Here is a 24,490-nt window from a genome sequence, read left to right as displayed (position 1 = left end):
ATGCTTGAGCGCCGCGACCCGCTGCGCGGCCTGCTGGGCGTCGTTCTCGGGGCGCTGCTGGTCGCGCTGACCGGCTGGTTCCTCGTCATCGGTAAAGCGGTGGTGCTGCCGATCATCATCGCGGTGATCTCGGTCTACGTGCTGACCGCGGCGAGCCACGCGCTCGCGCGCCTGCCCGGCGGCGCGGCGCTGCCCGAGTGGCTGCGGCGGGTCGTCGTGCTGCTGGCGTTCCTCGTCGCGGTGATCACGCTGGCCGCAGTCATGACCTCGACCGCCGATCAGGTGCGGGTGCGGCTGCCCGAATATCAGCGCACGGTCGCGGCCCTGCTGACGCGGGTCTTCGACAGCGTGGGTGCCGACCGGCCGGACTGGCAGGCGCTCTGGGACCGGCTGGTGGCGCGGATCTCGTTCGCGCGGCTGGCGGGGACGGTGCTCGCCTCGATCAGCGCGGCGGCGGGGATGGTGTTCATGGTCGTCGTCTACGCGATCTTCCTGATGGCCGAGCGCGACGCCTTCGGCCACAAGATCGCCGTCGCCCTGCCCGCCGAGCACCGCGACCGGGCCGAGGCGATCATCCGCGCCACCAACACCGCGATCCGCGACTACCTCGCGATCAAGACGCTGGTGAACGCGATCCTGGCGACGATCTCGTTCGTCGTCATGTGGCTGTTCGGGGTGGATTTCGCGCTCTTCTGGGCGATCCTGATCGGGCTTCTGAACTACATCCCCTATGTCGGGTCGATGCTGGGGGTGGCGTTTCCGGTCGTCCTGTCGATGGCGCAGTTCGGGGCGCTGTCGACCACGCTGGGGATCGCGGCGCTGCTGACCGCGGCGCAGGTCTGGGTCGGCAACGCGCTCGAGCCGCGGCTGATCGGGCGGACGGTGAACATGTCGCCCTTCGTGGTGATGGTGGCGCTGGCGCTCTGGTCCTCGCTCTGGGGGATCGCGGGGGCGATCCTGGCGATCCCGCTGACCTCGATCATCGCCATCATCATGGCCAATTTCCGCGCCACGCGGCCCTTTGCGGTGCTGCTGGCCAAGGACGTGAGCGTGTTCGAGGACAGCTCTCCCACGGCCCGGCCGGGGCCGCATCGGCTGGACGCTCGGCCCCGCGCCGATTAACAGGGGCGGATGACCGACACCCTGCCGCCCACCCTGCCGCCCGACGACGAGCCGACCGGCCAGCCGGCCCCCGCCCCCGCGGCGCGGGGCGGGGCAAAGGCCGGGACGGGGCGGGCCGCCGCGGGCGGGCGCGAGGCGCGCCTGGGTGCGGCGCTGCGCGCCAACCTCGCGCGGCGCAAGGCACAGGCCCGCGACCGCGCCCAGGACGAAGGCCGCACCGACGACACCCCCGCCCGCGCGCAGGCGCTGAACACGGACGCGCGCAGCACGGGCGCAAGCGAGGACTGATGGACACGATTCTGGTGCGCGGCAACGGGCCGCTGAACGGCGAGATCGCCATTGCGGGGGCCAAGAACGCCTGCCTCACGCTGATGCCGGCGACGCTTCTGACCGATGAGCCGCTGACGCTGACCAACGCCCCGCGGCTGTCGGACATCCGCACCATGACGGCGCTGCTGGCCTCGCTCGGGGCCGAGGTGGCGAGCCTGCAGGACGGCCAGGTGCTCGCCATGTCGAGCCATGCGCTGACCAGCCACACCGCGGATTACGAGATCGTGCGCAAGATGCGCGCCTCGATCCTCGTGCTCGGCCCGATGCTGGCGCGGGACGGCGAGGCGGTCGTCTCGCTGCCCGGGGGCTGCGCGATCGGGGCGCGGCCGGTGGACCTGCACCTCAAGGCGCTGGCCGCGATGGGGGCGGAACTCGACCTGCGCGACGGCTATGTGCACGCCAAGGCGCCCGCGGGCGGCCTGCGCGGCGCGGTGGTCGAGTTTCCGCTGGTCTCGGTCGGGGCGACCGAGAACGCGCTGATGGCCGCGACCCTCGCCCGCGGGACGACGGTGCTGAAGAACCCCGCGCGCGAGCCGGAGATCGTCGACCTCGCCCGCTGCCTGCGCCGGATGGGCGCGCGGATCGAGGGCGAGGGCACCGACACGATCACCGTCGAGGGGGTGGACCGTCTGGGCGGCGCCACCCATCCGGTGGTGACCGACCGGATCGAACTGGGCACCTACATGCTCGCCCCGGCGATCTGCGGCGGCGAGGTGACCTGCCTCGGCGGCCGCATCGACCTGGTCGAGAGCTTCTGCGAGAAGCTGGACGAGGCCGGGATCGCGGTCACCGAATCCGAGCGCGGCCTGACCGTCAGCCGCAAGAACGGCCGGGTGCGGGCGGTCAACGTCCGCACCGAGCCCTTCCCCGGCTTCCCGACCGACCTGCAGGCGCAGATGATGGCGCTGCTTTGCACCGCCGACGGGGTGAGCGACCTGGAAGAGACGATCTTCGAGAACCGCTTCATGCACGCGCCCGAGCTGACCCGGATGGGGGCGCGGATCGACGTGCACGGCGGCCATGCCCGCGTGACGGGCGTGGACCGGCTCAAGGGCGCGCCGGTGATGGCCACCGACCTGCGGGCCTCGGTCAGCCTGATCCTCGCCGGGCTGGCGGCCGAGGGCGAGACGGTGGTGAGCCGCGTCTATCACCTCGACCGCGGCTACGAGAAGGTCGTGCGCAAGCTGCGCGGCGTCGGCGCCGACATCGAGCGCATCAAGGAGGCACCCGCGCATGAGTGACCCCGTTCCGAACGGCGATGCCCGCAGCATGGGCCGCGACGCGAGCTTCGCGGACGCCGATCCCGACCGCCCGCTGGCGATCCGGGCCGAGGATGCCGAGGATCTCGCGGTGCTGGCCGCGCTCGCGCAGGATTCGGTGCTGACCGTCGCGGACGCGGTGTGGGACCGCCAGAGCCGGCATTTCGCCCTGCTGCTGAGCCGCTTCCGGTGGGAGGACGCGGACGCCGCCGAGGCCGAGGGCCGCCCGTTCGAGCGGGTGCGCACGATCCTCGCCATCGGCGACGTGACCGCGGTGCGCCACGACGGGATCGACCGCTCGGACCCGGGGCTGGTGCTGTCGCTTCTGGACCTCGAATGGCGGCCGGGCGAGGACGGGACCGGCACGCTCATCCTGCAATTCGCCGGCGACGGCGCGGTGGCCGTGGATGTCGAGGCGATGTGCGTCGATCTGCGCGACGTGGCCCGCCCGCACCGGGCGCAGGCGGCCGCGCGGCCGCAGCACGGTGATTGACGCGATCCGCGGCCGCCTGTGGCGGTCGCGCGCGCCGGTGCTGTGGCAGCTGACCCCGGACCGCGCGGCCGAGTGGCGGGCGATCCGCGCCGCGGCGCTGCGGGATGCGCCGCTCGCCTTCGCGCTCGGCGCGGGCGACGCCGAGGCCGACGACAGCGCCGACCCGCTGACCGAGGCGCGGGCGCATCTTGCCGCGGTCGAGGTCTGGGCCGCCGGCCCGCGCGAGGGCCGCGCCCAGGCGATTGCCGGCTGGCAGCCGGGCTGGACGCCGGGCACCGAGGACATGGGCTGGATCACCGGGGTCTTCGCCGCCCCCGAAGCGCGCGGACGCGGGCTGACGGCGCTGACGCTGGGCCGGATCGCCGAGCGCGCGGCGGCGGCCGGCTTCCGCCGGCTCGGGCTGCGGGTCGGCAGCGGCAACGAGGCCGCCCGGCGCTGCTACCTGCGCGCGGGGTTCCGGCCGGTGGGCGCCCCCTTCCTGAACGAACGCGGCCTGCCCGAGATCGAGATGCACCGCCCGCTGCCAGCCCCCGCCGCCTCTGCCCGCCGGAGCGCTTGAGGCCCCCGTCGCCAGCCGCTAACAGCAGCCTGAACCCGGCCCCCGCCGCCCCCGGCGGCCCCTCCGGCGAGGAGATCACCATGCCCGTCACGCTCAACACCTCGGACCCGGATTTCGAGACCGGCTTTGCCGCCATGCTCGCCGCCAAGCGCGAGGATGCGGCGGACGTGGGGGACGCGGTGGCGGCGATCATCGCCCGGGTCAGGGCCGAGGGTGACGCGGCGTTGGTCGAGCTGACCAACCGCTTCGACCGCACCGACCTGACCGCCGACCGCCTGCGCCTGACCGAAGGAGAGATCGACGCCGCCTGCGCCGCGGCCGACCCCGAGGACCGCGCGGCGCTGGAACTCGCCGCCGCGCGCATCCGCGCCTATCACACGCGGCAGATGCCCGAGGATGCGCGCTGGACCGACGAGACCGGCGCCGAACTCGGCTGGCGCTGGACGCCGGTGTCGGCCGCGGGGCTCTATGTGCCCGGCGGGCAGGCGAGCTACCCCTCGTCGGTGCTGATGAACGCGGTCCCGGCCCGGGTGGCGGGCGTGCCCCGGCTCGTGGTCTGCGTGCCCGCGCCCGAGGGAGTGCTGAACCCGCTGGTGCTGGCCGCCTGCCGCATCGCCGGGGTGGACGAGGTCTGGCGCGTCGGCGGCGCGCAGGCGATCGCGGCGATGGCCTATGGCACCGAGACGATGCAGGCGGTGGACAAGATCACCGGGCCGGGCAACGCCTATGTGGCCGCCGCCAAGCGGCAGGTCTTCGGCCGGGTCGGGATCGACAGCATCGCCGGCCCCTCCGAGGTGCTGGTGATCGCCCAAGGCGCGCAGAACCCCGAGTGGCTGGCCCTCGACCTGCTGGCGCAGGCCGAACACGACGCCGACGCGCAGGCGATCCTGATGACGCCCGACCCGGCGCTGGCGATGGCGGTGGTTGCGGCCGTGCACCGAATCCTGCCCACCCTGCCCCGCGCCGCCATCGCCGGCGCAAGCTGGCGCGACCACGGCACGGTGATCGTGACCCGCGACCTGACCGAGGCCGCCGCGCTGTCGGACCGGATCGCGCCCGAGCATCTCGAACTCTGCGTGGACGACCCCGAGGCGCTGGCCGCGCGGGTGCGCCACGCGGGCGCCATCTTCCTCGGCGGGTGGACGCCCGAGGCGGCGGGCGACTATGTCTCGGGGCCGAACCACGTCTTGCCCACGGCACGCTCGGCGCGGTTCTCGTCAGGGCTGTCGGTGGTGGATTTCCTCAAGCGCACCACGCTCTCGCGGCTCGACCCGGCCTCGCTCGGGGCCGTCGGCCCGGCGGCGGTGCGGCTGGCCGAGGCCGAGGGGCTGGGCGCCCACGCCCGCTCGGTCGCCGCGCGGCTGGCGCAGGTGAACGGGTGAGCGCGACCGAACTCGTGGGCTTCGCCGCAGCGATCCTCGGCACGGTCTGCTGGCTGCCGCAGGTGGTCAAGACGTGGCGCAGCCGGGCGGTCGACGACCTCTCGTGGGCGACCAACCTGCTGCTGTTCGCCACCGTCACGATGTGGCTGAGTTACGGCTTGATCAAACGCGACGCGCCGTTGATCCTGTCGAACATCGTGGCGGTGCTCAGCATCGGCGCGATCCTTGTGGCCAAGCTGCGCTGGGGGCGCCGATGACCGAGACGCTTGCGAAATCCCGGCTGTTCCGGGTCGAGATCGACGACACCGCCCTGCCCCCCGCCACCCCCGAGATGGAGCAGGAGCGCCGCGTCGCGGTCTTCGACCTGCTCGAGGACAACTCGATCAGCCTGCCCGCCCGCGGCGAAGGCGCCGCGCCCGAAGGCCCCTATGCGCTGCTGCTCGCGGTGCGCGACCGCCGGCTGGTCTTCGACCTGCGGGCCGAGGACGAGGCGCCGGTGGCCGAGTTCCACCTGTCGATGGGCCCCTTCCGGCAGGTGGTGAAGGACTACTTCCAGATCTGCGAAAGCTACTTCGACGCCGTGAAGCGCCTGCCCCCGGCGCAGATCGAGGCGATCGACATGGCCCGCCGCGGCATCCACAACGAGGGTGCGCGGACCCTGCAAGAGCGGCTCGAGGGCAAGGCGAGCGTCGACATCGACACCGCCCGGCGCCTTTTCACCCTGATCTGCGCGCTGATCGCGGATTAAACCGGGTGGGTGTGCCGGCCGATCCTGCTGCCTCGGCCGCGGCCGCCCCCGCGGGCCTCGCCGCGGAGGTGCGGTTCCCGGCCTCGGTGCTCTTCTGCTGCGATCACAACGCCATCCGCTCGCCCATGGCCGAGGGGATGATGAAGAAGTTCTACGGCCGCCGCGCCTATGTGCAGTCGGCGGGCGTGCACAACGACATGGAGATCGACGGCTTCGCCATCGCCGTCTGCCAGGAGATCGGGGTCGAGCTCTCGCGCCACCGCACCCGCAGCTTCGAGGAGATGCGCGACTGGGGCGACGATCTGGGTCAGTTCGACCTGATCGTGGCGCTGACCCCGGCCAGCCAGCGGCAGGCGCTGGAGCTGACGCGCAGCTATCACCTGGACGTGGAATACTGGCCGATCATGGACCCGACCGGGATGGCCGAAAGCCGCGAGGCGCGGCTGGGCGTCTATCGGCAGGTCCGCGACCACATCCGCAGCCGGATGCTGGCGCGCTTCGGCCCGGCGCTCGACGTGGAGCCCTGAGCGCTGAGCCCTGAGCCCTGAGCCCAGAGCCCTGAGCGGGCCGGGGGTCCGCCTCAGGGCCGCCAGTCGAGAAAATTGCCCAGCATCGCCAGCCCCAGCCGCTGCGACTTCTCGGGGTGGAACTGCAGCCCCACGATGTTGTCGCGCGCCACGATCGCTGTGACCGGCCCGCCGTAATCGACGCTCGCCACAAGGTCGGCGGGGTCCGCCACCCGGAACTGCCAGCTGTGGACGAAATAGGCGTGACCGCCCGCCGGGATGCCGGCGAGGATCGGGTGCGGCCGCGCGACCTCAAGGTCGTTCCAGCCCATGTGTGGCACCTTGAGCGCCGGGTCGGCCGGCGTGATCCGCTCGACCCGCCCGCCGATCCAGCCGAATCCGGGGGTCGGGCGGTATTCCAGCCCCTCATCGGCCAGCATCTGCATCCCCACGCAGATCCCGAGGAAGGGGACGCCCCGCCCCATGACCGCCTCGGTCAGCGCTTCGAGCATCCCCGGCACCGCGTCGAAGGCCGCCCGGCAGGCCGGGAAGGCCCCGTCGCCCGGCAGCACGATGCGGTCGGCCGCCGCCACCACCGCGGGGTCCGAGGTCACCGTGACGGCCGCGCCCCGGTCACGGCCGGCCAGCGCCACGGCCTTTTCGGCCGAGTGCAGGTTGCCGCTGTCATAGTCGATGATGGCGACGCGCATGGGACCTACAACGCGCCCTTGGTCGAGGGCAGCGCGTAGCCCAGCCGCGGGTCGGGCTCGACCGCCTCGCGCAGCGCCCGCGCCACGGCCTTGAAGGCCGCCTCGGCGATGTGGTGGGCGTTCAGCCCGTGCAGCAGGTCGACGTGCAGCGTCATGCCGGCGTGGGTCGAGAGCGCCTGGAAGAACTCGCGCACCAGCTCGGTGTCGAAGCTGCCGATCTTGTCGGCCGGAAACGGCAGGTTCCAGACGAGGTAGGGCCGTCCCGACAGGTCGAGCGCGGCGCGCACCAGCGTGTCGTCCATGGCGAGGTGGAAGCTGCCGTAGCGGCGGATGCCGCGCTTCTCCCCCAGCGCCTCGCGCAGGGCCTGGCCCAGCGCAATGCCGCAATCCTCGACCGAGTGGTGGTCGTCGATGTGCCGGTCGCCGTCGCAGCTGAGCGTGATGTCGATCAGCGCGTGGCGGGCAAGCTGGTCGATCATGTGGTCGAAGAAGCCGATGCCCGTGACGCTCTCGGACCGGCCGGTGCCGTCGAGATCGACGCGGACCTCGATCCGGGTTTCGTTGGTCTCGCGGGTGACGGTGGCGGTCCGGGGGGCGCGGCGCGGGTCCATGGCGGTGTTTCCTCGGCTGACGGTCGGTCCATGGTGAACGGGGCGGGCTTAGCCCATCCGCGCGATCGGGCGCAATGCAGTCGCGCGCGGGGCACTCGGGCGCAATGCATTCGGGCGCGCGGGCGCCAACGCGCGGGTCAGGCGAGCCACAGCCCCTCGGCGCGCAGCCGCTTGCGGATCGCGCGCTCGGGCGGCAGCGGGCGCGCGCCCGCGAACATCGGCCGGATGCGGCTGCGGCCGAGGCCGGCGCGGATCAGGCGCTCGCCCGCCGCCCACCCGTCGATGAGCGGGGCGATCTCGGGCAGGGCGGCGAGCGCCTCGATCTCGGCCACGGCGCGGTCCGATTCGCGGGCGTAGAGCAGCGGCAGCCGGCGCCAGTGGCAGGTCACGTCGCCGTCCATCCCCGCCAGTTCCGGCCCCGGACGGCCGCCGCCGAGGCTGTGGATCACCAGCGGCAGCACGATCTGGTCGAGCCACGGGTCGAGCGACTGGCAGGCCAGCGCCTCGCCCGGATCGTCGCGCACCGCCGCTGCCCAGTCGCGGAACCGCTGGCCGAACAGCGCCGGGTCGGCGCCGAAGAACCAGCCCGCGTTGAAGTAGAGGAACCGTTCCCAATGCTCGTCGGGCTGGGTGCGGTCGACCGTGGGGGCAATGTCGAGGCCGAAGCGGTCGTAGAGCGAGGCCCAGATGTCGTGATGGCCCGGCCCGTAGAGCGGCGGGCTGGGCCACGTCCCGGTGCGGCGCATCGAGGCTGCGGGGCGCGCGAAATCGAAGGGCACCGCGCCGAGGTCGCCGAGGATCAGCGTGTCGCTGTCGAGGAAGAGGAAGGGCCGGCCCGGCTCAAGCACGCCCAGCGCCTCGATCTTGTTGCCGTGCGGGTAGCTGGCGCCGAAGTCGCGGGCGACCAGCGGCCGGATCTCGGCGCCGAAGCCGGTGAGGGCGGCGCGGGCGGGGTCGCTGATGCGGGTGGCGTGGCCCGCCCATGCGGCCTCGGGCTGCGGCTCGGCGACGATGAGGCGGCCGGGGAAGCCCGGCGCATTGCGGCGCAGGCTGGCGGCGAGCAGCGCGGCCTGCCGGTCGATGCCGCCGCCCTGGGCGACGATGAGGATGTCGAAGGGGGTGGGGCGGGGGCGCTCTTCCGTGGGTCGGGTTGCCGTGGGGGCGGAGGCGCGGGCCGGGGGTGCGGCGCTCGCGGGCGATCCGGCCGCGGCCGGACTCTCTTGCGCGGCATCGCGCTCAGACGCCTTGGCCTGGGCGGCGGTGCGGAGCGCCTGACGTTCGGCCTGACGCTGGGCCTTCTGTGCGGCCCGCTCGGCCTGCCGCGCCGCCCGGCGCGCGGCGCGCTCGGCCGCGGCGGCGGCCTTGCGGGCGGGGTTGGGCCGGGCGGTTCGGTCGGGATCGTCGCTGCGGTTGATCATGGCAAGCCCGTGGCGCGGCACCGGCCACCGGTCAAGCCGGATCGGTGCGGGATGAGACCACCAGGGGGAGGATGGTGGGCGACCCTGGAATCGAACCAGGCATGGGTCTCCCCGGCGGAGTTACAGTCCGCTGCCGCACCTTGCAGCACGTCGCCCGACGCCGGGGGTGATTAGCCGCGGGGCCACGGGTGGTCAAGCGGTTTTGCGGCGGTGTCGGGAGGGTGGTGTCGCCCGGCGTCCCCGAGCCGCGCCGCGGGGGCTGGCGGCGTTGTCGGGTGTCCCGTTTGGCGAGGGTCCAGACCCGACGGCACGACCGGATGCAGAGAGTGCCTCGGCGCGGGAATATCCGTCCCCAGCAAGCGGAGGACTTGAGAGCGGGGAGCTGGTGAACGCTGCGAACGGGAGAGTTGGTCAGTTGGAGCGCTGGAGAGGAGGATCGGCAGAGGCAGAGACGCAAAGGGCCAGTGAGCCAGTGAGCTAGCGCAAGATACCCAAGGGACCGGCGATCAATCCCCCCGACCCCGACCGAAGCTCCCGCGCCGGCGCCCCAAACACCACCGCCCACCCCCTGCCCCTTGCGCCGCACCCCCGCGCGGGTGATCACGGGGCGGACAGGAGAGCCCATGACCAGACCCCCCGCCCCCCGCACCCCCGACGGCGCGCCGCGCAAGACCAAGAAACCCGCCTGGGTGATCGACAAGGAACGCGCCCGGCGCGCCTCGGCGGCCGAGACGGTGTGGCTCTTCGGCCTGCACGCGGTGCGCGACGCGCTGTTGAACCCCAACCGGACCCGGCTGCGGCTGGTGCTGACGCGCAACGCCGCCGGGCGGCTCGAGGACGCGCTCGCCGCCTCGGACATGACGCCCGAGATCGTCGATGCGCGGGTCTTCGACCGTGAGGTGCCGCTCGACCCCGGCAGCGTCCACCAGGGCGCGGCAATCGAGGTCAAGCCGCTCGGCTGGGGCGCGCTCGACACGGTGGCCGCCGAAGGGGGCGGCGCGGGGCGGGCGCTGGTCGTGGCGCTCGACCGCGTCACCGATCCGCACAACGTCGGCGCCATCCTGCGCTCGGCCGAGGTGTTCGGCGCCCGCGCGGTCATCGCCACCGCCCGCCACGCCGCGCCCGAGACCGGGGCGCTGGCCAAGACCGCCTCGGGCGCGCTCGAGCGGCAGCCCTATCTGCGGGTGACGAACCTCGCCGACGCGCTGATCGCGCTGAAGGAGATGGGCTACACCGTCATCGGCCTCGACGGCACCGGCACCGAGACCCTGCCCGAGGCACTCACCGCGCTGCCGGGGCGGGCGGTGTGCCTCGTCCTCGGGGCCGAGGGGCCGGGACTGCGCGACAAGACGCTCGAGACCTGCGACCGGGTGGTGCGCATCCCCTTTGCCGCGGATTTCGGCTCGCTCAACGTCTCGAACGCGGCGGCCGTGGCGCTGTACGCGGCGGCGACCGGCTGAGGCGCTGTTGCGCGGACGCAGCACGGGCGGTCACAACTGGGCGACGGGAGGGCCGCGCGCATTGCGACGAAAGTCGCGGGATGCCACATCGACCTCATGTCCCGCCCTTGCCCGAAACCCGTCCCGATGTCCCTGCGCCGCCTCTCCCTCGCCCCCCTCGCGCTCGCGCTGAGCGCCGCCCTCTGCCTCGCGGCCGGGCCGGTCTGGGCGCAGACGGCAGTCGGCGGGATGGACGTGGTGAGCCTGCGCGACAGCGGCCGGGCGATTGCCGGCGACGACGCGATCTCGACCCATTGGCGCGGCCGCGAGTGGAGCTTCGCCAACGAGGCGAATCGCGCCACCTTCGAATCGAACCCCTCGGCCTATGCGCCGGGTTTCGGCGGCAACTGCCCGGTGGCGCTGTCCGAGGGCGCGCGGCGCCCGGGCCTGCCGGACTTCCCGGTCGTGATCGGCGGGCGTCTGTATCTGACCAGCAGCGGCGCGGCGCAAAGCGCGATGCGGGCCGATCCCGACGCCATCCTGGGCCGGGCCGCGACCGCCTGGGCCAATCTCAAGAACTGAAAATCACGAAACCGCGAGAGGTCTGGAACCGCAGGCCGGTGATGCGCATTTACATCGGGAACACGGACCACGGAACGGTCCTGTTCGGATCACTGTCCCTCGTTCCGCGACTCGCGCCCGGTCTCTGACCGGGCGTTTTTTTTGGCCTCGCCCGTCAGGCCACGGCGGCACGCTGGAACGCCGGACGCCGGCGGAGGGTTCGGCTGGCAGAACCATGAGGGACACCGCCATGACCGCCCAACCCGTGACCGCTGCCGACATCGCCCGCATCGCCCGCGAGACCCGCGCCATCGCCGTCGTCGGCTTGTCGCCCAAGCCCGAGCGGCCGAGCCACGGGGTCGCCCGCTTCCTGCAGTCCCAGGGCTACCGCGTCGTCCCGGTGAACCCCGGCCACGCCGGCCAGACGATCCTGGGCGAGACGGTCTATGCCACGCTGTCGGACATCCCGGCCGAGGCCGGCATCGACATGGTCGACATCTTCCGCCAGTCCGAAGCCGTGCCCGCCATCGTGGACGAGGCGATGGCCGCGCTGCGGGGGCTGCGGACGATCTGGATGCAGCTCGGCGTGAGCCACCCGGCGGCCGCCGCCAAGGCGCAGGCGGCGGGGCTGACGGTGGTACAGAACCGCTGCCCGGCCATCGACTTTCCCCGCGTCGGCCGCTGAGCGGACCTGCGAGCGCCCGGCATGACGCAGCGGCGCTTTTGGCCTTTTCAACGCCTCTCGCGCTTGTATAGTCCGGGCCCATGACCCGGACCCTGCCCCTTGCCACGACCCGTTCCGCCGGCGCCCAGCCGGGCGCGCGGGCCGTGCTGCGTCTCCGCGGTCTGCTGCTTCTTACGCTGCGCTGAGCGGGTCCGCCGGGCCGCCGCTCGAGCCAGCAGCGCCCGGCCCCCCTCTCTAACCGACGCAGCCAGGATGCCCCCCATGACCGATTCCGCCACGCCCGCCCGTGACGCCAGCCAGACCCGCGACGCCAGCCGGGTGCTGATCTTCGACACCACCCTGCGCGATGGCGAGCAGTCGCCGGGCGCCACCATGTCCCACGCCGAGAAGCTCGAGATCGCCCAGATGCTGGACGAGATGGGCGTGGACATCATCGAGGCCGGGTTCCCGATCGCCTCGGAAGGCGACTTCGCCGCCGTCTCCGAGATCGCGAAGCAGGCCCAGACCGCGGTGATCTGCGGCCTCGCCCGCGCGCAGCTGCCCGACATCGACCGCTGCTGGGAGGCGGTGCGCCACGCGCGTCGCCCGCGCATCCACACCTTCATCGGCACCTCGCCGCTGCACCGGGCGATCCCGAACCTCGACATGGACCAGATGGCCGAGCGCATCCACCAGACGGTGAGCCATGCGCGCAACCTGTGCGACAACGTGCAGTGGTCGCCCATGGACGCCACCCGGACCGAGCACGACTATCTGTGCCGGGTGGTCGAGATCGCCATCAAGGCCGGCGCCACGACGATCAACATCCCCGACACCGTGGGCTACACCGCCCCGCGTGAAAGCGCCGAGCTGATCCGCATGCTGCTCGAGCGGGTGCCGGGCGCCGACGAGATCATCTTCGCCACCCATTGCCACAATGACCTGGGGATGGCGACCGCCAACAGCCTCGCCGCGGTCGAGGCGGGCGCCCGGCAGATCGAGTGCACGATCAACGGCCTGGGCGAGCGCGCCGGCAACACCGCGCTGGAAGAGGTGGTCATGGCGCTCAAGGTGCGCCACGACATCATGCCCTTCACCACCGGCATCGACACCCGCAAGATCATGGGGCTGTCGCGCCGCGTGGCGCAGGTCTCGGGCTTCCCGGTCCAGTTCAACAAGGCCATCGTCGGCAAGAATGCCTTTCTGCACGAGAGCGGCATCCATCAGGACGGGGTGCTGAAGAACGTCGAGACGTTCGAGATCATGCGCCCCGCCGACATCGGCCTGAACGAGGCCAACATCGCCATGGGCAAGCACTCGGGCCGCGCGGCGCTGCGCGCCAAGCTGGCCGATCTGGGCTATGAGCTGGGCGACAACCAGCTCAAGGACGTGTTCGTGCGCTTCAAGGCGCTGGCCGACCGCAAGAAAGAGGTCCACGACGACGACCTGATCGCGCTCATGCAGGACAGCATGGCCAACACCGACACCGACTATCTGCAGGTCCGCAAGCTGCGGGTGGTCTGCGGCGGCGGCGAGCCGGCGATGGCGACGCTGACGATGGTCGTGGGCGACGCCGAGCGGACCGAGACCCGGCAGGGCGACGGGCCTGTCGACGCGGCCTTCAACGCGGTCGATGCGATGTTCGACCATCACGCGACGCTGCAGCTCTATCAGGTCCACGCGGTGACCGAGGGCACCGACGCGCAGGCCACCGTCTCGGTGCGGCTGGAGGAGGACGGGCGCATCGCCACGGGTCAGTCGGCGGACACCGATACGATCCTCGCGTCGGTCAAGGCCTACACGGGCGCGCTGAACCGGCTGAAGGTGCGGCGCGAAAAGACCGCGCCGGACAGCGACGCCAAGCAGGTGTCGATGTATTCGCACTGAGCGGAGCCGGGCACGGGGGTTGCCTCCGTGCCCGGCCGACGCTGTGTGAAAGGCTTTGGTGGCCTCAGTGACCGTTGAACGGGGCGACGTTGAGCCCTCCGTTCGGCACCGCGGACGCCTCGATGCGCCCGCCCGGCCTTGGATCAAGGCGAACGCTGCCCCTCGCGGGACAGCGTTACCCCTCACCCCAGCCGATAGTTCGGGCTTTCGCGCGTGATCTGCACGTCGTGGACGTGGCTCTCCTTCAGCCCGGCGCCGGTGATGCGGACGAACTCGCAGCCGCGGCGCATCTGCTCGACCGTGGCGCAGCCGGTATAGCCCATCGCCGCGCGCAGGCCGCCGACGAGCTGGTGGATCACCGCCGCCGCCGGGCCCTTGTAGCTGACCTGGCCCTCGATCCCCTCGGGCACCAGCTTGTCCGAGGCCGCGTCCTTCTGGAAATACCGGTCCGCCGAGCCGCGCGCCATCGCGCCGAGCGAGCCCATGCCGCGGTAGGATTTGAACTGCCGGCCCTGGTAGAGGATGACCTCGCCCGGGCTCTCGTCGGTGCCGGCGATGGCGCTGCCGACCATCGCGCAGGCGGCGCCCGCCGCGATCGCCTTGGCGAAGTCGCCCGAGAACTTGATCCCGCCGTCGGCGATGATCGGCACGTCGCCCGCCCCCGCCACGGCGTCCATGATCGCGGTGAGCTGCGGCACGCCCACGCCCGCGACGATCCGCGTGGTGCAGATCGAGCCGGGGCCGATCCCGACCTTGACCGCATCCGCCCCCGCATCGACCAGCGCCCGGGCCGCCTGCGCGGTGGCGACGTTGCCGGCGCAGATCTGCTGGCCCGGATAGGCCGCGCGCAGCCGCGCCACGGCCTTGGAGACACCCTCGGAATGGCCGTGCGCGGTGTCGATCACCACCAGGTCCACGCCCGCCTCGATCAGCGCCACGCTGCGCTCGAACCCCTCGTCGCCGACGGTCGAGGCTGCGGCCACCCGCAGCCGCCCGCGCTCGTCCTTGCAGGCGAGCGGGTTCAGCACCGACTGCTCGGTGTCCTTGAGCGTCAGAAGCCCGGTCAGCGCCCCGGCGTCGTCGGTGATCAGCAGCTTCTCGATCCGCCGCGCCTTCATCAGGCTGATCGCCTCGTCCCGGTCGGCGGGCTCGCGCAGGATCGCCAGGTTGTCGCGCGACATCATCACCCGCACCGGGGTCCGGTCGTCGCTGGCGAAGCGCATGTCGCGGTTGGTCACGATGCCGACCACGCGACCCTCGGCATCGACCACCGGAAAGCCGGTGACATTGAAGCGCGCCCGCAGCGCCTTGGCGTCGGCGAGTGTCTGGTCGGGGCTGAGCGTGATCGGGTTGTAGACGATCCCGCTTTCGAACCGCTTGACGCGGCGGACCTCGTCGGCCTGCTGCTCGGTCGTCAGGTTACGGTGGATGACGCCCAAGCCCCCCGCCTGCGCCATGGCGATGGCCATGCGGCTTTCGGTCACCGTGTCCATCGCCGACGAGATCAGCGGGATGTTCATCGGGATCGAGCGGGTGACGTAGGTGGTGGTGTCGGCCGTGGACGGCATCACGTTCGACGCCGCTGGAACCAGAAGAACGTCGTCGAAGGTCAGCGCCTCGCGAATCTGCATGGGATGCAATCCTGTCAGGGGTTCGTTTGGCAGTTCCCCCTTTCACGGGACGCCGGGAAAGTCCAGCGCGCCCGATGCGTCCCCCGCTCAGGCGATGGCGGCGTTGGTCCGCGCGGCGAGGCGCCCCTGCGCCCAGGCTTTCAGGACGAGGAACAGGATCGGCAGCACCACCAGCGTCGCCACGACGAGCGTTCCGCCGGCGACCAGCCGGTGGCTCTCGGTCGGGACCGCGCGCCACAGCGTCACCCACAGCCCGGCGGTGGCGCCGAGCGGAAAGGTCAGCGCCCCCCAGAGCGGCGAGAATCCGTCGGCGAGCAGCCAGCGCCCGCCCACCGCGAGCGCCAGCACGCCGGCAAGCGCGGCCCAGGCGAAGGCGGTGCCCGCGCCGGTCCAGCCGAGGCCCAGCGCCACCGTCCCGAACAGCGCCACCGGCGCGAGGTGGATGGCCAGCATCGGCCGCAGCGGCGGCGGCACGCGCATCCGGGCCGCCTGCGCGAGGCTCAGCCCCCAGATCACCAGCGCGGCGGCGAGGCTCGGCCAGAACAGCCAGCCCGCGAGGTCCGGCCAGCCGAGCACGAGCGCGGCGCGGGCCGCGACGATCCAGCCGGTGAAGCCGAGGTGGAAGGCCGGCGTCACGCGCCGCTGCTCGGCCGGGCCGCGGCGCAACACGCTCACCAGCACCGCCAGATAGGCCGCGTGCAGCAGCATGGTGGCGATGAGCAGCCCCCGGCCCAGCCCGGGCGAGGCCATGACCCCGATCAGCGCCGCGAGCAGGTAGAGCGACAGAACCCCCGCCGCGACCCCGGTCCGTCCCGGCAGAACTGTCAGCTCCTCGGCCAGCACCGCCGGGCGGCGGATCAGCTTGACCGTATAGGCCGTCACCGCAAACAGCCCGACCGCCACGGCCATCCCCGCCCCCATCTGCGCCAGCCCGAGCGGCAGGCCAAAGGCCCCCGCCCCGCCCAGCCACGCCAGCGCCAGCGCCAGCGTGCCGAGAATCGGCGGAAACATCGCGGGCGGGGTGCGCCGCCACAGTCCGGGCGGCACGGGGCGGGGCATGGCGAAATGCAGGCGGTCGCGTGTCATGGCGCCATTCTGCCCAAAGCTGCGGCGCTGACCAGCCACCGCGTCGGCCCGAGCGTTGCGCCCGCGCCACGCAACCCCCGCCCGTTCCATGCAACGCTGCGTCATTTCGCCGACGTGATTGACCCAAGCCCCCCCTCTGCCCCTAGCTTGCACCCGACGGCCGCCGACCTGCGGCCTGAGGGAGGACATCATGAAACATACCTTGACCGGCGCCGCGGCGCTGATGCTGACGGCCGCTCCGGTGCTGGCGGGCGGGATCGAACGGGCGCCGCAGTCGCTCAACATCCTGTTCGAGCCGGGCAACTACGTCGAATTCTCGGGCGGGCGGGTCACGCCGGACGTCTCGGGCCGCGACCTCGCGCTGCGCGGGCCGGGCGGCGTCGTCGTCTATCCGGGCGGGCGCTCGACCGGCGACGTGGCGGACGACTACAGCTTCGTCGGCATGGGCTTCAAATACCAGATCAACGACCAGCTCTCGGCCGTCTTCATCATCGAGCAGCCGTTCGGCACCGACATCCGCTATCCGAACCTGAACCCGGCGTCGGCGACGCAGGGGTCGCTGAACCTCGGCGGCACCTACGCCACGGTGGACTCGACCACCTACACCGCCCTGCTGCGCTACAAGTTCGACGACCGCTTCGGCATCCACGGCGGTCTGCGCGGCTCGCGCGCGTCGGGTGACGTGGGCCTGCGCGGCGCGGCCTACGGGCCGGTCAACGGCTACGACGTCGATCTCGACAGCGCCTGGGGCACCGGCTACGTGCTCGGCGCGAGCTGGGAAAAGCCCGAGATCGCGGCCCGCGTCTCGCTGACCTACAACTCGCCCATCGAGCATGACTTCGACACCACCGAAAGCGGCCCGGCGATCGATCCCGATGGTCCCGGCCCGCTGCCCGCGCTGCCGCTGCTGAACGGCAACAGCGAGACCACGGTCAAGACGCCGCGCTCGTGGACCCTCGAGGGCCAGACCGGCGTGGCGCCCGGCACGCTGGTGTTCGGCTCGATCCGCTGGGTGAAATGGTCCGAGTTCAAGGTCGATCCCGACCGCTTCACCGCCGTCACCGGCGGCGGCCTGGTCGATCTGGACGACACCACGACCTACGTGATCGGCGTCGGCCGCAAGTTCACCGACAACTGGTCGGGCGCGCTGTCCTTCACCTACGAGAAGGCGGGCGACAAGCTTGTCTCGCCGCTGTCGCCCACCACCGGGCGCAAGGGCATCTCGCTGGCGGCGATCTACACCCAGGACAAGTGGAAGATCACGACCGGCGTGAGCTACTTCAAGCTCGGCGACGCGACCCCGGAAACCGGGACCCCGGACGTCGCCCGCGCCTCGATGACCGACGCCGACGCGCTCGGGGTCGGGATCAAGGTCGGCTACAGCTTCTGAGCCGCGCCTGACGCGCACCATCGGGGCCTCGCGCAAGCGGGGCCCTTTTTGCTGCGCGCTCCGGCCCGCCCCCCTTTCGCCCGCCCCCCTTTCGCTCACCCGGCCCGAGGCTTAGCTAGACGGCGACAGAACGGGGACAAGCGATGATCTACGACAGCGGGCAGGCGTGGCGGGCGGCGGCCGACAAGCGGGTGATGCTGTTCGGGATGTCGGGTCTCGGCAAGACGCACATCGCCTCGATGCTGCGCCGGTCGGGGGACTGGTTCCACTACAGCGTCGATTACCGCATCGGCACCCGCTACATGGGCGAGCTGATCGCCGACGAGTTCAAGCGTCACGCCATGAAGCTGCCCCTGCTGCGCGAGCTGCTGCTGACCGACTCGGTCAGGATCGAGTCGAACATCACATTCCACAACCTCGCGCCGCTCTCGACCTATCTCGGCAAGCCCGGCAACCCGTCCCGCGGCGGGCTGGCGTTCGACGAATACAAGAAGCGCCAGAACCAGCACCGCACGGCCGAGATCGCCGCGATGGCCGACAGCGGCCATTTCATCGAGCGGGCGCGCGCGCTTTACGGCTATGGCAATTTCGTCTGCGACACCTCTGGGTCGATCTGCGAGGTGGTGGACCCCGAGAACCCCGCCGACCCGCTGCTCGAGCGGCTGTCGGCGCTGATGCTGCCGATCTGGATCCGGGGGACCGAGGCGCACACGGCCGAGTTGGTGCGCCGCTTCGACGCGGCGCCGAAGCCGATGTATTACCAGCCCCGGTTCCTCGACGACGCCTGGGCGGCCTATGGCGCGACCCACCCCGGGCCCGTGGACCCAGACGCCTTCGTGCGCTGGACCTACGCCCGCGCGCTCGCCCACCGCCAGCCGCGCTACGCCGCCATGGCCCGGCGCGGGGTCACGGTCGAGGCCGACGAGGTCGCCGCCGTCACCACGCCCGAGGATTTCGTCGATCTCGTCGCCCGCGCCATCGACCGCAAGACCGAGGAGGCCCGCTGATGCCGATCACCCTGCCCGAGAACCTGCCCGCCTATGACATCCTGGGGCGCGAGGGGGTGATGGTGATGACCCCCGACCGGGCGGCCAAGCAGGACATCCGCCCGCTCAGGATCGCGCTGCTGAACCTGATGCCGAAGAAGATCCAGACCGAGAACCAGTTCGCCCGGCTGATCGGCGCGACGCCCTTGCAGATCGACCTGTCGCTGATCCGGATGTCGGACCACGACAGCCGCAACACGGCGGCCGATCACATGGTCTCGTTCTACCGCCGCTTCGCCGAGGTCGAGGCCTCGGGCGAGCGCTTCGACGGGCTGATCGTCACCGGCGCCCCGGTCGAGCACCTGCCCTTCGACGAGGTCACCTATTGGGACGAGCTGCGCCGCGTCTTCGACTGGGCGCAGAGCCACGTCCATTCGACCTTCGGGGTCTGCTGGGGCGGCATGGCGATGGCGTGGCATTACCACGGCGTCCCCAAGCTGCTGCTCGAGGACAAGGCCTTCGGCTGCTTCCGCCACCGCAACCTCGCCCCCGCCTCGCCCTATCTGCGCGGCTTCTCGGACGACGTGCTGATCCCCGTCAGCCGCTGGACCGAGATGGCGCAGGCCGACCTCGACCGCGCGGGGCTGGCGACGCTGCTCGCCTCGGACGAGGTCGGGCCGTGCCTTGTCGAGGATGCGAGGAACCGCGCCCTCTACATCTTCAATCACCTTGAATACGATTCGGGTACGCTGAAGGAAGAGTACGACCGCGACGTGACGGCAGGAAAGCCGATCGACGTGCCGGTGAACTATTACCCGGATGACGATCCGTCGCAGGTCCCGACGAACCGTTGGCGTAGCCACGCGCATCTGCTTTATGGCAACTGGATCAACGAGATTTACCAGACCACCCCGTTCGACCTCAACGACATCGGAAGGGACTGACGATGGCAGACAGCGCCGCCCCGAAATCCGCCAAGCCCGGCGACAAGTCCGACCCCAAGGCGGGCGCCAAGGCGGCCCGGACCGACGGCAAGGCGGGCGCCAAGTCCGACGCGAAGGGTGACGGCAAGGGCGACGGCAAGCCGGGCAAGTCCGGGGCCAAGACGGCGCGGCCCACGCCCGAGATCCCCTTCGTGGGCGAAATCTCCGAGTATTTCCACAAGGGCGCCCCGCCCGAGGTCCGCCGCGCCATCGAGGCGGCGGGGAAGAAGGACATCCTCGACCCCGGCTACCCCTATCGCGCCGAGCTGCCCGAGGCCGACTACGAGGCGCACGGCGAGATCCTGCAGGTCGAACTGGTCAAGATGCTGCGCGACATCATCTCGACCGGCAAGCGGCTGGTGGTGCTGTTCGAGGGCCGCGACGCCGCCGGCAAGGGCGGCACGATCGAGGTCGTGCGCCAGAACCTCAACCCGCGCTCGGCCTATATCGTGGCGCTGCCCAAGCCCAACGAGCGCGAGGCGAAACAGTGGTATTTCCAGCGCTACGTGGCCCAGATGCCCGGCGCGGGCGAGATCGCGCTCTTCGACCGTAGCTGGTACAACCGCGGCGTGGTGGAAAAGGTCTTCGGCTTCGCCTCGGACGCCCAGCGGGCGCATTTCTTCCGCCAGTTGCCGGATTACGAAAAGCTGCTGGTCGAGGACGGCGTGATCCTCGTCAAGCTGTGGCTGAACGTGGGCCGGGCCGAGCAGCTGCGCCGGTTCCTCGCGCGTGAGCAGGACCCGCTCAAGCAGTGGAAGCTGAGCTGGATCGACGTCGAGGGTCTGGCCAAGTGGGACGAATATACCGTCGCCATCCGCGAGACCCTGTCGCTGACCCACACGCCGGTGGCGCCGTGGACGGTGATCCGCTCGGACGACAAGCGCCGGGCGCGGATCGCCGCGATCCAGACCGTGCTGCACCGGGTCGATTATGCCGGCAAGGACCTGTCGCTGATCGGCACCCCCGACCCGCTGATCGTCGGCGGTCCCGAGATGCTGGTGCGCTGAACCGGGGCCCTGGTGCCGGTCCCGGCGGCTGCCCCCGGTGGCGGTGCTGCACACGTCCCCTCACGGGGCCGCGTGTTGACGCCCGCCCGGCCCCGCGCCACCCTCCGGCGCTGCAACCACGGGGGATGAACCCATGACCGCCCTCTCCGCCCGCGTCCGGGCGCCGCTCGCCCTCGCGCTCACGCTGCTGCTCGCGCTCATGCTGGCGCCGGTCACGGGCCGGGCGCAGGCGCTGCCGGACTGGCAGCACACCTCGATCAACGATTTCGCCGGGCTGCTCACGCCCGCCGACACCCGCGTGCTGGACGAGGCGCTGATCGCGCTGCACGACCAGACCGGGGTCGAGGGCACGGTGGTCACGCTGACCGACCGGGCCCGCTACGGCGGCACCGACGGGCTCGAGCCGTTCGCCACCCGCCTCTTCAACCACTGGGGGGTGGGCGACCGGACCCGCAACGACGGCTTCATGGTGCTGGTCCTGCCCGGCGACCGCGAGGCGCGGATCGAGCTCGGCCGCGGCTACCCGCCCGAGGCGGGGCTGATGGCGCAGGACATCATGAACCGCGTCATGCTGCCCTCGTTCCGCGAGGGCGACTATGCCCGCGGGCTGCGCGAGGGCACGCTGGCCGTGATCGACCGCATCGCCCGCCCGCACGCCGCGGGCCAGCCGATCGAGCGGCCGCGCCGACAGTCTCCGCTGCCCGGCCTCGCCGCCTTCGGGGCGATGGTGGCGGGGATGTTCGGGCTGCAGGCGTGGCAGCGGCGGCGGCGCAACCGCTGCCCCCAGTGCGGCCACCAGGGGCTGACGACCGCCGCCGAGCCGATCCGCGAGGACCAGCCCGACGGCGGCTGGCGCACCGCGACCGAGACCCGCACCCGCCGCTGCCCCGCCTGCGGGTGGGAGGCGAGCCGCATCGCCCCCCTGCCCACCGTCACCTGGTACGACCGCACCGGGCGGCGCGAGCGGGTCGAGCGCGTGGGGAACCGCGGCGGCGGCTCGTCGGGCTTCGGGGGCGGCTCGTCCTCGGGCGGCGGCGCCTCTGGGCGCTGGTAGCCCGCCGGGCCACGCCCGGCCGATGCGGCGCTTGCCCCGCGACGGGCGCCGCCCTAACACCGTCCCGACCGTATCTGAGGGAGGGGTTTTTCACATGGATATCAGCACCGCACGCGCCGTCGTCACCGGCGGCGCCTCGGGCCTCGGCGCCGCCACCGCCGCCCATTTCCGCGCCCGCGGCACGCAGGTCGTGATCCTCGACCGCGAGGCGGCGGGCGAAGGCTACGCCGAGGGAATCGGCGCCGGCTTCGCCCGGACCGACGTCACCGACGAGGCCTCGGTCACGGCCGCGCTCGACGCCGCGGTCGAGCGGATGGGCGGGATCGACGTCTGCGTGAACTGCGCCGGCATCGTGATCGGGGAAAAGACGCTGGGGCGCGAGGGGGCCCACCGGCTCGACAGCTTCCGCCGCACCATCGAGGTCAACCTGATCGGCAGCTTCAACGTCCTGCGCCTCGCCGCCGAGCGCATGGCCCGCAACGGCCGGGCCGAGGACAACGGCGTGATCGTCAACACCGCCTCGATCGCGGCCTTCGACGGGCAGGCCGGTCAGGCGGCCTATGCGGCGTCCAAGGCCGCGATCGCCGGGATGACCCTGCCCATCGCCCGCGACCTCGCCCGCAGCGCGATCCGCGTCTGCGCCATCGCGCCGGGCATCTTCGGCACGCCGATGCTGCGCGGCCTGCCCCAGGACGTGCAGGACGGGCTCGCCGCCGAGGTCACCAACCCCAAGCGGCTGGGCGACCCCGAGGAGTTTGCGCGCCTCGCCGCCTTCATCGTCGAGAACCCCTACATGAACGGCGAAACGATCCGCATCGACGGCGCGTTGCGGATGCGCTGAGGCGCGCTGCGCCCGGCCATTCCCCGCAAAGGTGCCTGCCATGTCCGACCGCCCCGACCCTGCCGCCCCGACCGACGCTGCCGCCCCCGGCCAGTGGCCCGCCACCCCAGCCGAGGCGCAGGCGCCGGTCACGCCCGGTCAGGACGCGCCGGTCGACTGCCTGGTGATCGGCGGCGGCCCGGCGGGGCTGACCGCGGCGATCTATCTCGGCCGGTTCCGGCGCCGGGTGATGCTCGTGGACCGGGGCGACGGGCGGCTGAAGATGATCCCGCGCTCGCACAACCATGCCGGCTACCCCGAGGGGGTGGTCGGCGCCGACCTGATCGAGAACATGGCCGCGCAGGCGCGGATGTATGGCGCCGAGCTGGAGCAGGGCGAGGTCACGACGCTCAGCCGCGACGGCGAGGGGTTCCGCGCCGAGTGGAGCGGCGGCGCCCCGATCCGCGCCCGCACCGTGCTGATCGCCACCGGCGTGGTGAACCACCGCCCGCCGCTGGCCGAGGCCGTCCACGACGACGCGGTGCAGCGCGGCCTGCTGCGCTATTGCCCGATCTGCGACGCCTTCGAGCAGGCGGGCCGCCGCATCGGCGTGCTGGGCGGCGACCGCCACGGGCTGGCCGAGGCGCTGTTCCTGCGCAGCTACAGCCCCGACATCACCCTGCTGTCGCTGACCGGCGAGTCGCTCGACGCGACCGAGCAGGACGAGGCGCGCATCGCCGGGGTCACCGTCATCCCCGCGCCCGTTTCGGGCTTCGACTTCGACGACGACACGCTGACCCTGACGCTGGCCGACGGGGACCGGGTGACGCTCGACACGCTCTATGTCGCGCTCGGCTCGCACACCCGCAACGGGCTGGGGATGGACCTCGGGACCGAGCTGGTCGAGGGCGAGTGCTTCGCCACCGACCCCCACCAGCGCACCAGCGTCGAGGGCGTCTATGCCGCGGGCGACGCGGTCGAGGGGCTGGACCAGATCAGCGTGGCGATGGGAACCGGGGCGCGGGCCGCGGTGGCGATCCACAACGATTTGCGCGCCAAGGATGGGCAGGTGCTGAAGGACTAGCCCTCGGCGGCCAGCGCCGCTTCCACCACGTCGAGCGCGGCGGCCAGCCGCTGGTCGATCACATCAAGGTAGCGCGTCCAGTCCAGCATCCCGCCCAGCGGTGCGGCCCCGTCCGAGATCCCGCGCAGCCCGATCAGCGGCACGCCATGCGCCATGCAGGCGCGGGCGACGGCATAGGTCTCCATATCCACCATCTCGGCGTCGATGGCGTCGTAGCCCGCGCCCGAGACGATCGCCGCCCCGGTCGACAGCCGCGCCGCGGGCAGCCCCGGCACGGTCCTCAGCGGAAGCACCGCCGGCAGGTCCGCGAACGGGGTCTCGCCCTTCGGAAACCCCAGCGCCGAGGCGTCCATGTCGCGGTAGCCGACGCTCTCGGCCTGATAGACCGCCGCCTGCTCGAGCCGCCGCGCCCCCGCGCTGCCAAGGCAGACGGCGAGATCGGGCAGCGCCCCCTGCCCCGCCAGCCGCGCGAGCGCCACGGCGGCCGAGAGCGCGGCCTCGACCGGGCCGACCCCGGTCATCACCGGCGTGATCCGCGCCCTGAGCGCCGGCCCGTACTCCGCCGCGGCGGCCATCAGGAACAGCACCCGCCGCCCGCCGAGGCGGGTGACGGGAACGGGATTGGGGAGGGCTTCGACGGTCACGGGGATGTCCTCGGCAGGGGGTTCGTGCTCGACCTGCCCCGCGCGTGGTCCCGACGCAAGCACCATGCGCGGGGCTGGCGGCAGGCGCCCCCCACGCCCGGCACACACCCCCGTGC

The 24,490-nt window shown here is 72.2% G+C and carries 26 protein-coding genes and 1 tRNA gene; 20 read left to right on the top strand and 7 right to left on the bottom strand.

The features are described 5' to 3' along the window. From HGN31_RS14320 to HGN31_RS14280, 9 genes are all read left to right on the top strand, one after another. Positions 1–1,122: an AI-2E family transporter gene (locus HGN31_RS14320; protein ID WP_168783641.1), complete on the top strand. Its 1,122-nt coding sequence runs from the start codon at positions 1–3 to the stop codon at positions 1,120–1,122. A gap of 9 nt (positions 1,123–1,131) precedes the next feature. After that, positions 1,132–1,410: a hypothetical protein gene (locus HGN31_RS14315; protein ID WP_168781931.1), complete on the top strand. Its 279-nt coding sequence runs from the start codon at positions 1,132–1,134 to the stop codon at positions 1,408–1,410. Then, a complete protein-coding gene (gene murA, locus HGN31_RS14310; protein ID WP_168783640.1) occupies positions 1,410–2,693 on the top strand; it encodes a UDP-N-acetylglucosamine 1-carboxyvinyltransferase in 1,284 nt (427 codons plus the stop codon). Before HGN31_RS14315 ends, murA begins: the two co-directional genes overlap by 1 nt. Then, complete coding sequence (locus tag HGN31_RS14305) at positions 2,686–3,204, top strand: DUF2948 family protein (RefSeq protein ID WP_231555410.1); 519 nt, start codon at positions 2,686–2,688, stop codon at positions 3,202–3,204. The genes murA and HGN31_RS14305 overlap by 8 nt, the downstream gene beginning before the upstream one ends. Continuing rightward, positions 3,197–3,763, top strand: a complete 567-nt coding sequence (locus HGN31_RS14300; RefSeq protein WP_168783639.1) for a GNAT family N-acetyltransferase — start codon at positions 3,197–3,199, stop codon at positions 3,761–3,763. The genes HGN31_RS14305 and HGN31_RS14300 overlap by 8 nt, the downstream gene beginning before the upstream one ends. A gap of 80 nt (positions 3,764–3,843) precedes the next feature. Then, the gene (hisD, locus tag HGN31_RS14295) at positions 3,844–5,145 is read left to right on the top strand and encodes a histidinol dehydrogenase (RefSeq protein ID WP_168783638.1); all 1,302 of its coding nucleotides are present in this window, start codon (positions 3,844–3,846) and stop codon (positions 5,143–5,145) included. Continuing rightward, positions 5,142–5,402 (top strand): SemiSWEET family sugar transporter, encoded by a 261-nt coding sequence (locus HGN31_RS14290; RefSeq protein ID WP_036705355.1) that lies wholly within the window; start codon positions 5,142–5,144, stop codon positions 5,400–5,402. Before hisD ends, HGN31_RS14290 begins: the two co-directional genes overlap by 4 nt. Then, entirely contained in the window at positions 5,399–5,893 is a 495-nt protein-coding gene (locus HGN31_RS14285) for a UPF0262 family protein (RefSeq protein ID WP_036705353.1), read from the top strand. The genes HGN31_RS14290 and HGN31_RS14285 overlap by 4 nt, the downstream gene beginning before the upstream one ends. 125 nt (positions 5,894–6,018) lie before the next feature. Continuing rightward, positions 6,019–6,420 carry an arsenate-mycothiol transferase ArsC gene (locus tag HGN31_RS14280; protein WP_231565774.1) on the top strand — a complete coding sequence of 134 codons (402 nt, stop codon included), beginning with the start codon at positions 6,019–6,021 and terminating at the stop codon, positions 6,418–6,420. 53 nt (positions 6,421–6,473) lie between these two features. Here the strand turns inward: HGN31_RS14280 and hisH are convergent, their stop codons facing one another. From hisH to HGN31_RS14260, 4 genes are all read right to left on the bottom strand, one after another. Beyond that, a complete protein-coding gene (gene hisH, locus HGN31_RS14275) occupies positions 6,474–7,109 on the bottom strand; it encodes an imidazole glycerol phosphate synthase subunit HisH (protein WP_168783637.1) in 636 nt (211 codons plus the stop codon). Positions 7,110–7,114: 5 nt separating this feature from the next. Beyond that, complete coding sequence (gene hisB / locus HGN31_RS14270) at positions 7,115–7,720, bottom strand: imidazoleglycerol-phosphate dehydratase HisB (RefSeq protein ID WP_168783636.1); 606 nt, start codon at positions 7,718–7,720, stop codon at positions 7,115–7,117. Between the two features lie 137 nt (positions 7,721–7,857). Beyond that, positions 7,858–9,138, bottom strand: coding sequence for a hypothetical protein (locus HGN31_RS14265; protein ID WP_342355776.1), 1,281 nt, complete (start codon positions 9,136–9,138; stop codon positions 7,858–7,860). Positions 9,139–9,210: 72 nt separating this feature from the next. Next, a tRNA-Tyr gene (locus HGN31_RS14260) sits at positions 9,211–9,294 on the bottom strand. Between the two features lie 467 nt (positions 9,295–9,761). On the opposite strand from HGN31_RS14260, the gene rlmB reads away from it, so the two are divergent. The 4 genes from rlmB to HGN31_RS14240 all read left to right on the top strand — a co-directional run bounded on the left by rlmB (position 9,762) and on the right by HGN31_RS14240 (position 13,689). After that, positions 9,762–10,598 carry a 23S rRNA (guanosine(2251)-2'-O)-methyltransferase RlmB gene (rlmB, locus tag HGN31_RS14255; RefSeq protein ID WP_168783635.1) on the top strand — a complete coding sequence of 279 codons (837 nt, stop codon included), beginning with the start codon at positions 9,762–9,764 and terminating at the stop codon, positions 10,596–10,598. Between the two features lie 126 nt (positions 10,599–10,724). Next, a complete protein-coding gene (locus HGN31_RS14250) occupies positions 10,725–11,159 on the top strand; it encodes a YHS domain-containing (seleno)protein (RefSeq protein ID WP_168783634.1) in 435 nt (144 codons plus the stop codon). Between the two features lie 229 nt (positions 11,160–11,388). Next, positions 11,389–11,823 carry a CoA-binding protein gene (locus tag HGN31_RS14245; RefSeq protein WP_036705306.1) on the top strand — a complete coding sequence of 145 codons (435 nt, stop codon included), beginning with the start codon at positions 11,389–11,391 and terminating at the stop codon, positions 11,821–11,823. Positions 11,824–12,084: 261 nt separating this feature from the next. Beyond that, entirely contained in the window at positions 12,085–13,689 is a 1,605-nt protein-coding gene (locus tag HGN31_RS14240) for a 2-isopropylmalate synthase (RefSeq protein ID WP_168783633.1), read from the top strand. 182 nt (positions 13,690–13,871) lie between these two features. Here the strand turns inward: HGN31_RS14240 and guaB are convergent, their stop codons facing one another. Further along, positions 13,872–15,320 carry an IMP dehydrogenase gene (guaB, locus tag HGN31_RS14235; RefSeq protein ID WP_036705309.1) on the bottom strand — a complete coding sequence of 483 codons (1,449 nt, stop codon included), beginning with the start codon at positions 15,318–15,320 and terminating at the stop codon, positions 13,872–13,874. 87 nt (positions 15,321–15,407) lie between these two features. Next, positions 15,408–16,406, bottom strand: coding sequence for a TDT family transporter (locus tag HGN31_RS14230; protein WP_168783632.1), 999 nt, complete (start codon positions 16,404–16,406; stop codon positions 15,408–15,410). 190 nt (positions 16,407–16,596) lie between these two features. Here HGN31_RS14230 and HGN31_RS14225 point away from each other — a divergent pair, with 190 nt between their 5' ends. The 7 genes from HGN31_RS14225 (at position 16,597) to HGN31_RS14195 (ending at position 23,730) form a co-directional block, all read left to right on the top strand. Beyond that, positions 16,597–17,796, top strand: a complete 1,200-nt coding sequence (locus HGN31_RS14225) for an OmpP1/FadL family transporter (RefSeq protein WP_168783631.1) — start codon at positions 16,597–16,599, stop codon at positions 17,794–17,796. A 143-nt stretch (positions 17,797–17,939) separates the two neighbouring features. Beyond that, on the top strand, positions 17,940–18,803 hold the full coding sequence (locus HGN31_RS14220) for a nucleoside/nucleotide kinase family protein (RefSeq protein ID WP_168783630.1): 864 nt from the start codon (positions 17,940–17,942) through the stop codon (positions 18,801–18,803). Next, a complete protein-coding gene (locus tag HGN31_RS14215) occupies positions 18,803–19,726 on the top strand; it encodes a homoserine O-succinyltransferase (RefSeq protein ID WP_168783629.1) in 924 nt (307 codons plus the stop codon). Before HGN31_RS14220 ends, HGN31_RS14215 begins: the two co-directional genes overlap by 1 nt. A 2-nt stretch (positions 19,727–19,728) precedes the next feature. Beyond that, positions 19,729–20,772 (top strand): polyphosphate kinase 2, encoded by a 1,044-nt coding sequence (gene ppk2, locus HGN31_RS14210; protein WP_168783628.1) that lies wholly within the window; start codon positions 19,729–19,731, stop codon positions 20,770–20,772. Positions 20,773–20,905: 133 nt separating this feature from the next. Continuing rightward, a complete protein-coding gene (locus tag HGN31_RS14205) occupies positions 20,906–21,826 on the top strand; it encodes a TPM domain-containing protein (protein ID WP_168783627.1) in 921 nt (306 codons plus the stop codon). Between the two features lie 94 nt (positions 21,827–21,920). Continuing rightward, positions 21,921–22,667, top strand: a complete 747-nt coding sequence (locus tag HGN31_RS14200) for an SDR family oxidoreductase (protein ID WP_168783626.1) — start codon at positions 21,921–21,923, stop codon at positions 22,665–22,667. A gap of 40 nt (positions 22,668–22,707) precedes the next feature. Beyond that, on the top strand, positions 22,708–23,730 hold the full coding sequence (locus HGN31_RS14195; protein WP_168783625.1) for an NAD(P)/FAD-dependent oxidoreductase: 1,023 nt from the start codon (positions 22,708–22,710) through the stop codon (positions 23,728–23,730). Here the strand turns inward: HGN31_RS14195 and HGN31_RS14190 are convergent. Further along, positions 23,727–24,374 carry a 5'-methylthioadenosine/S-adenosylhomocysteine nucleosidase gene (locus HGN31_RS14190; protein ID WP_244961049.1) on the bottom strand — a complete coding sequence of 216 codons (648 nt, stop codon included), beginning with the start codon at positions 24,372–24,374 and terminating at the stop codon, positions 23,727–23,729. The genes HGN31_RS14195 and HGN31_RS14190 overlap by 4 nt on opposite strands. Positions 24,375–24,490 lie beyond the last annotated feature (116 nt).

This window comes from Paracoccus sanguinis, assembly GCF_012689545.1.
In the GTDB taxonomy this organism is placed as follows: domain Bacteria; phylum Pseudomonadota; class Alphaproteobacteria; order Rhodobacterales; family Rhodobacteraceae; genus Paracoccus; species Paracoccus panacisoli.
The sequence above is the reverse complement of the archived record's forward strand: the minus strand, read 5'-3'. Positions and strand labels throughout refer to the sequence as shown.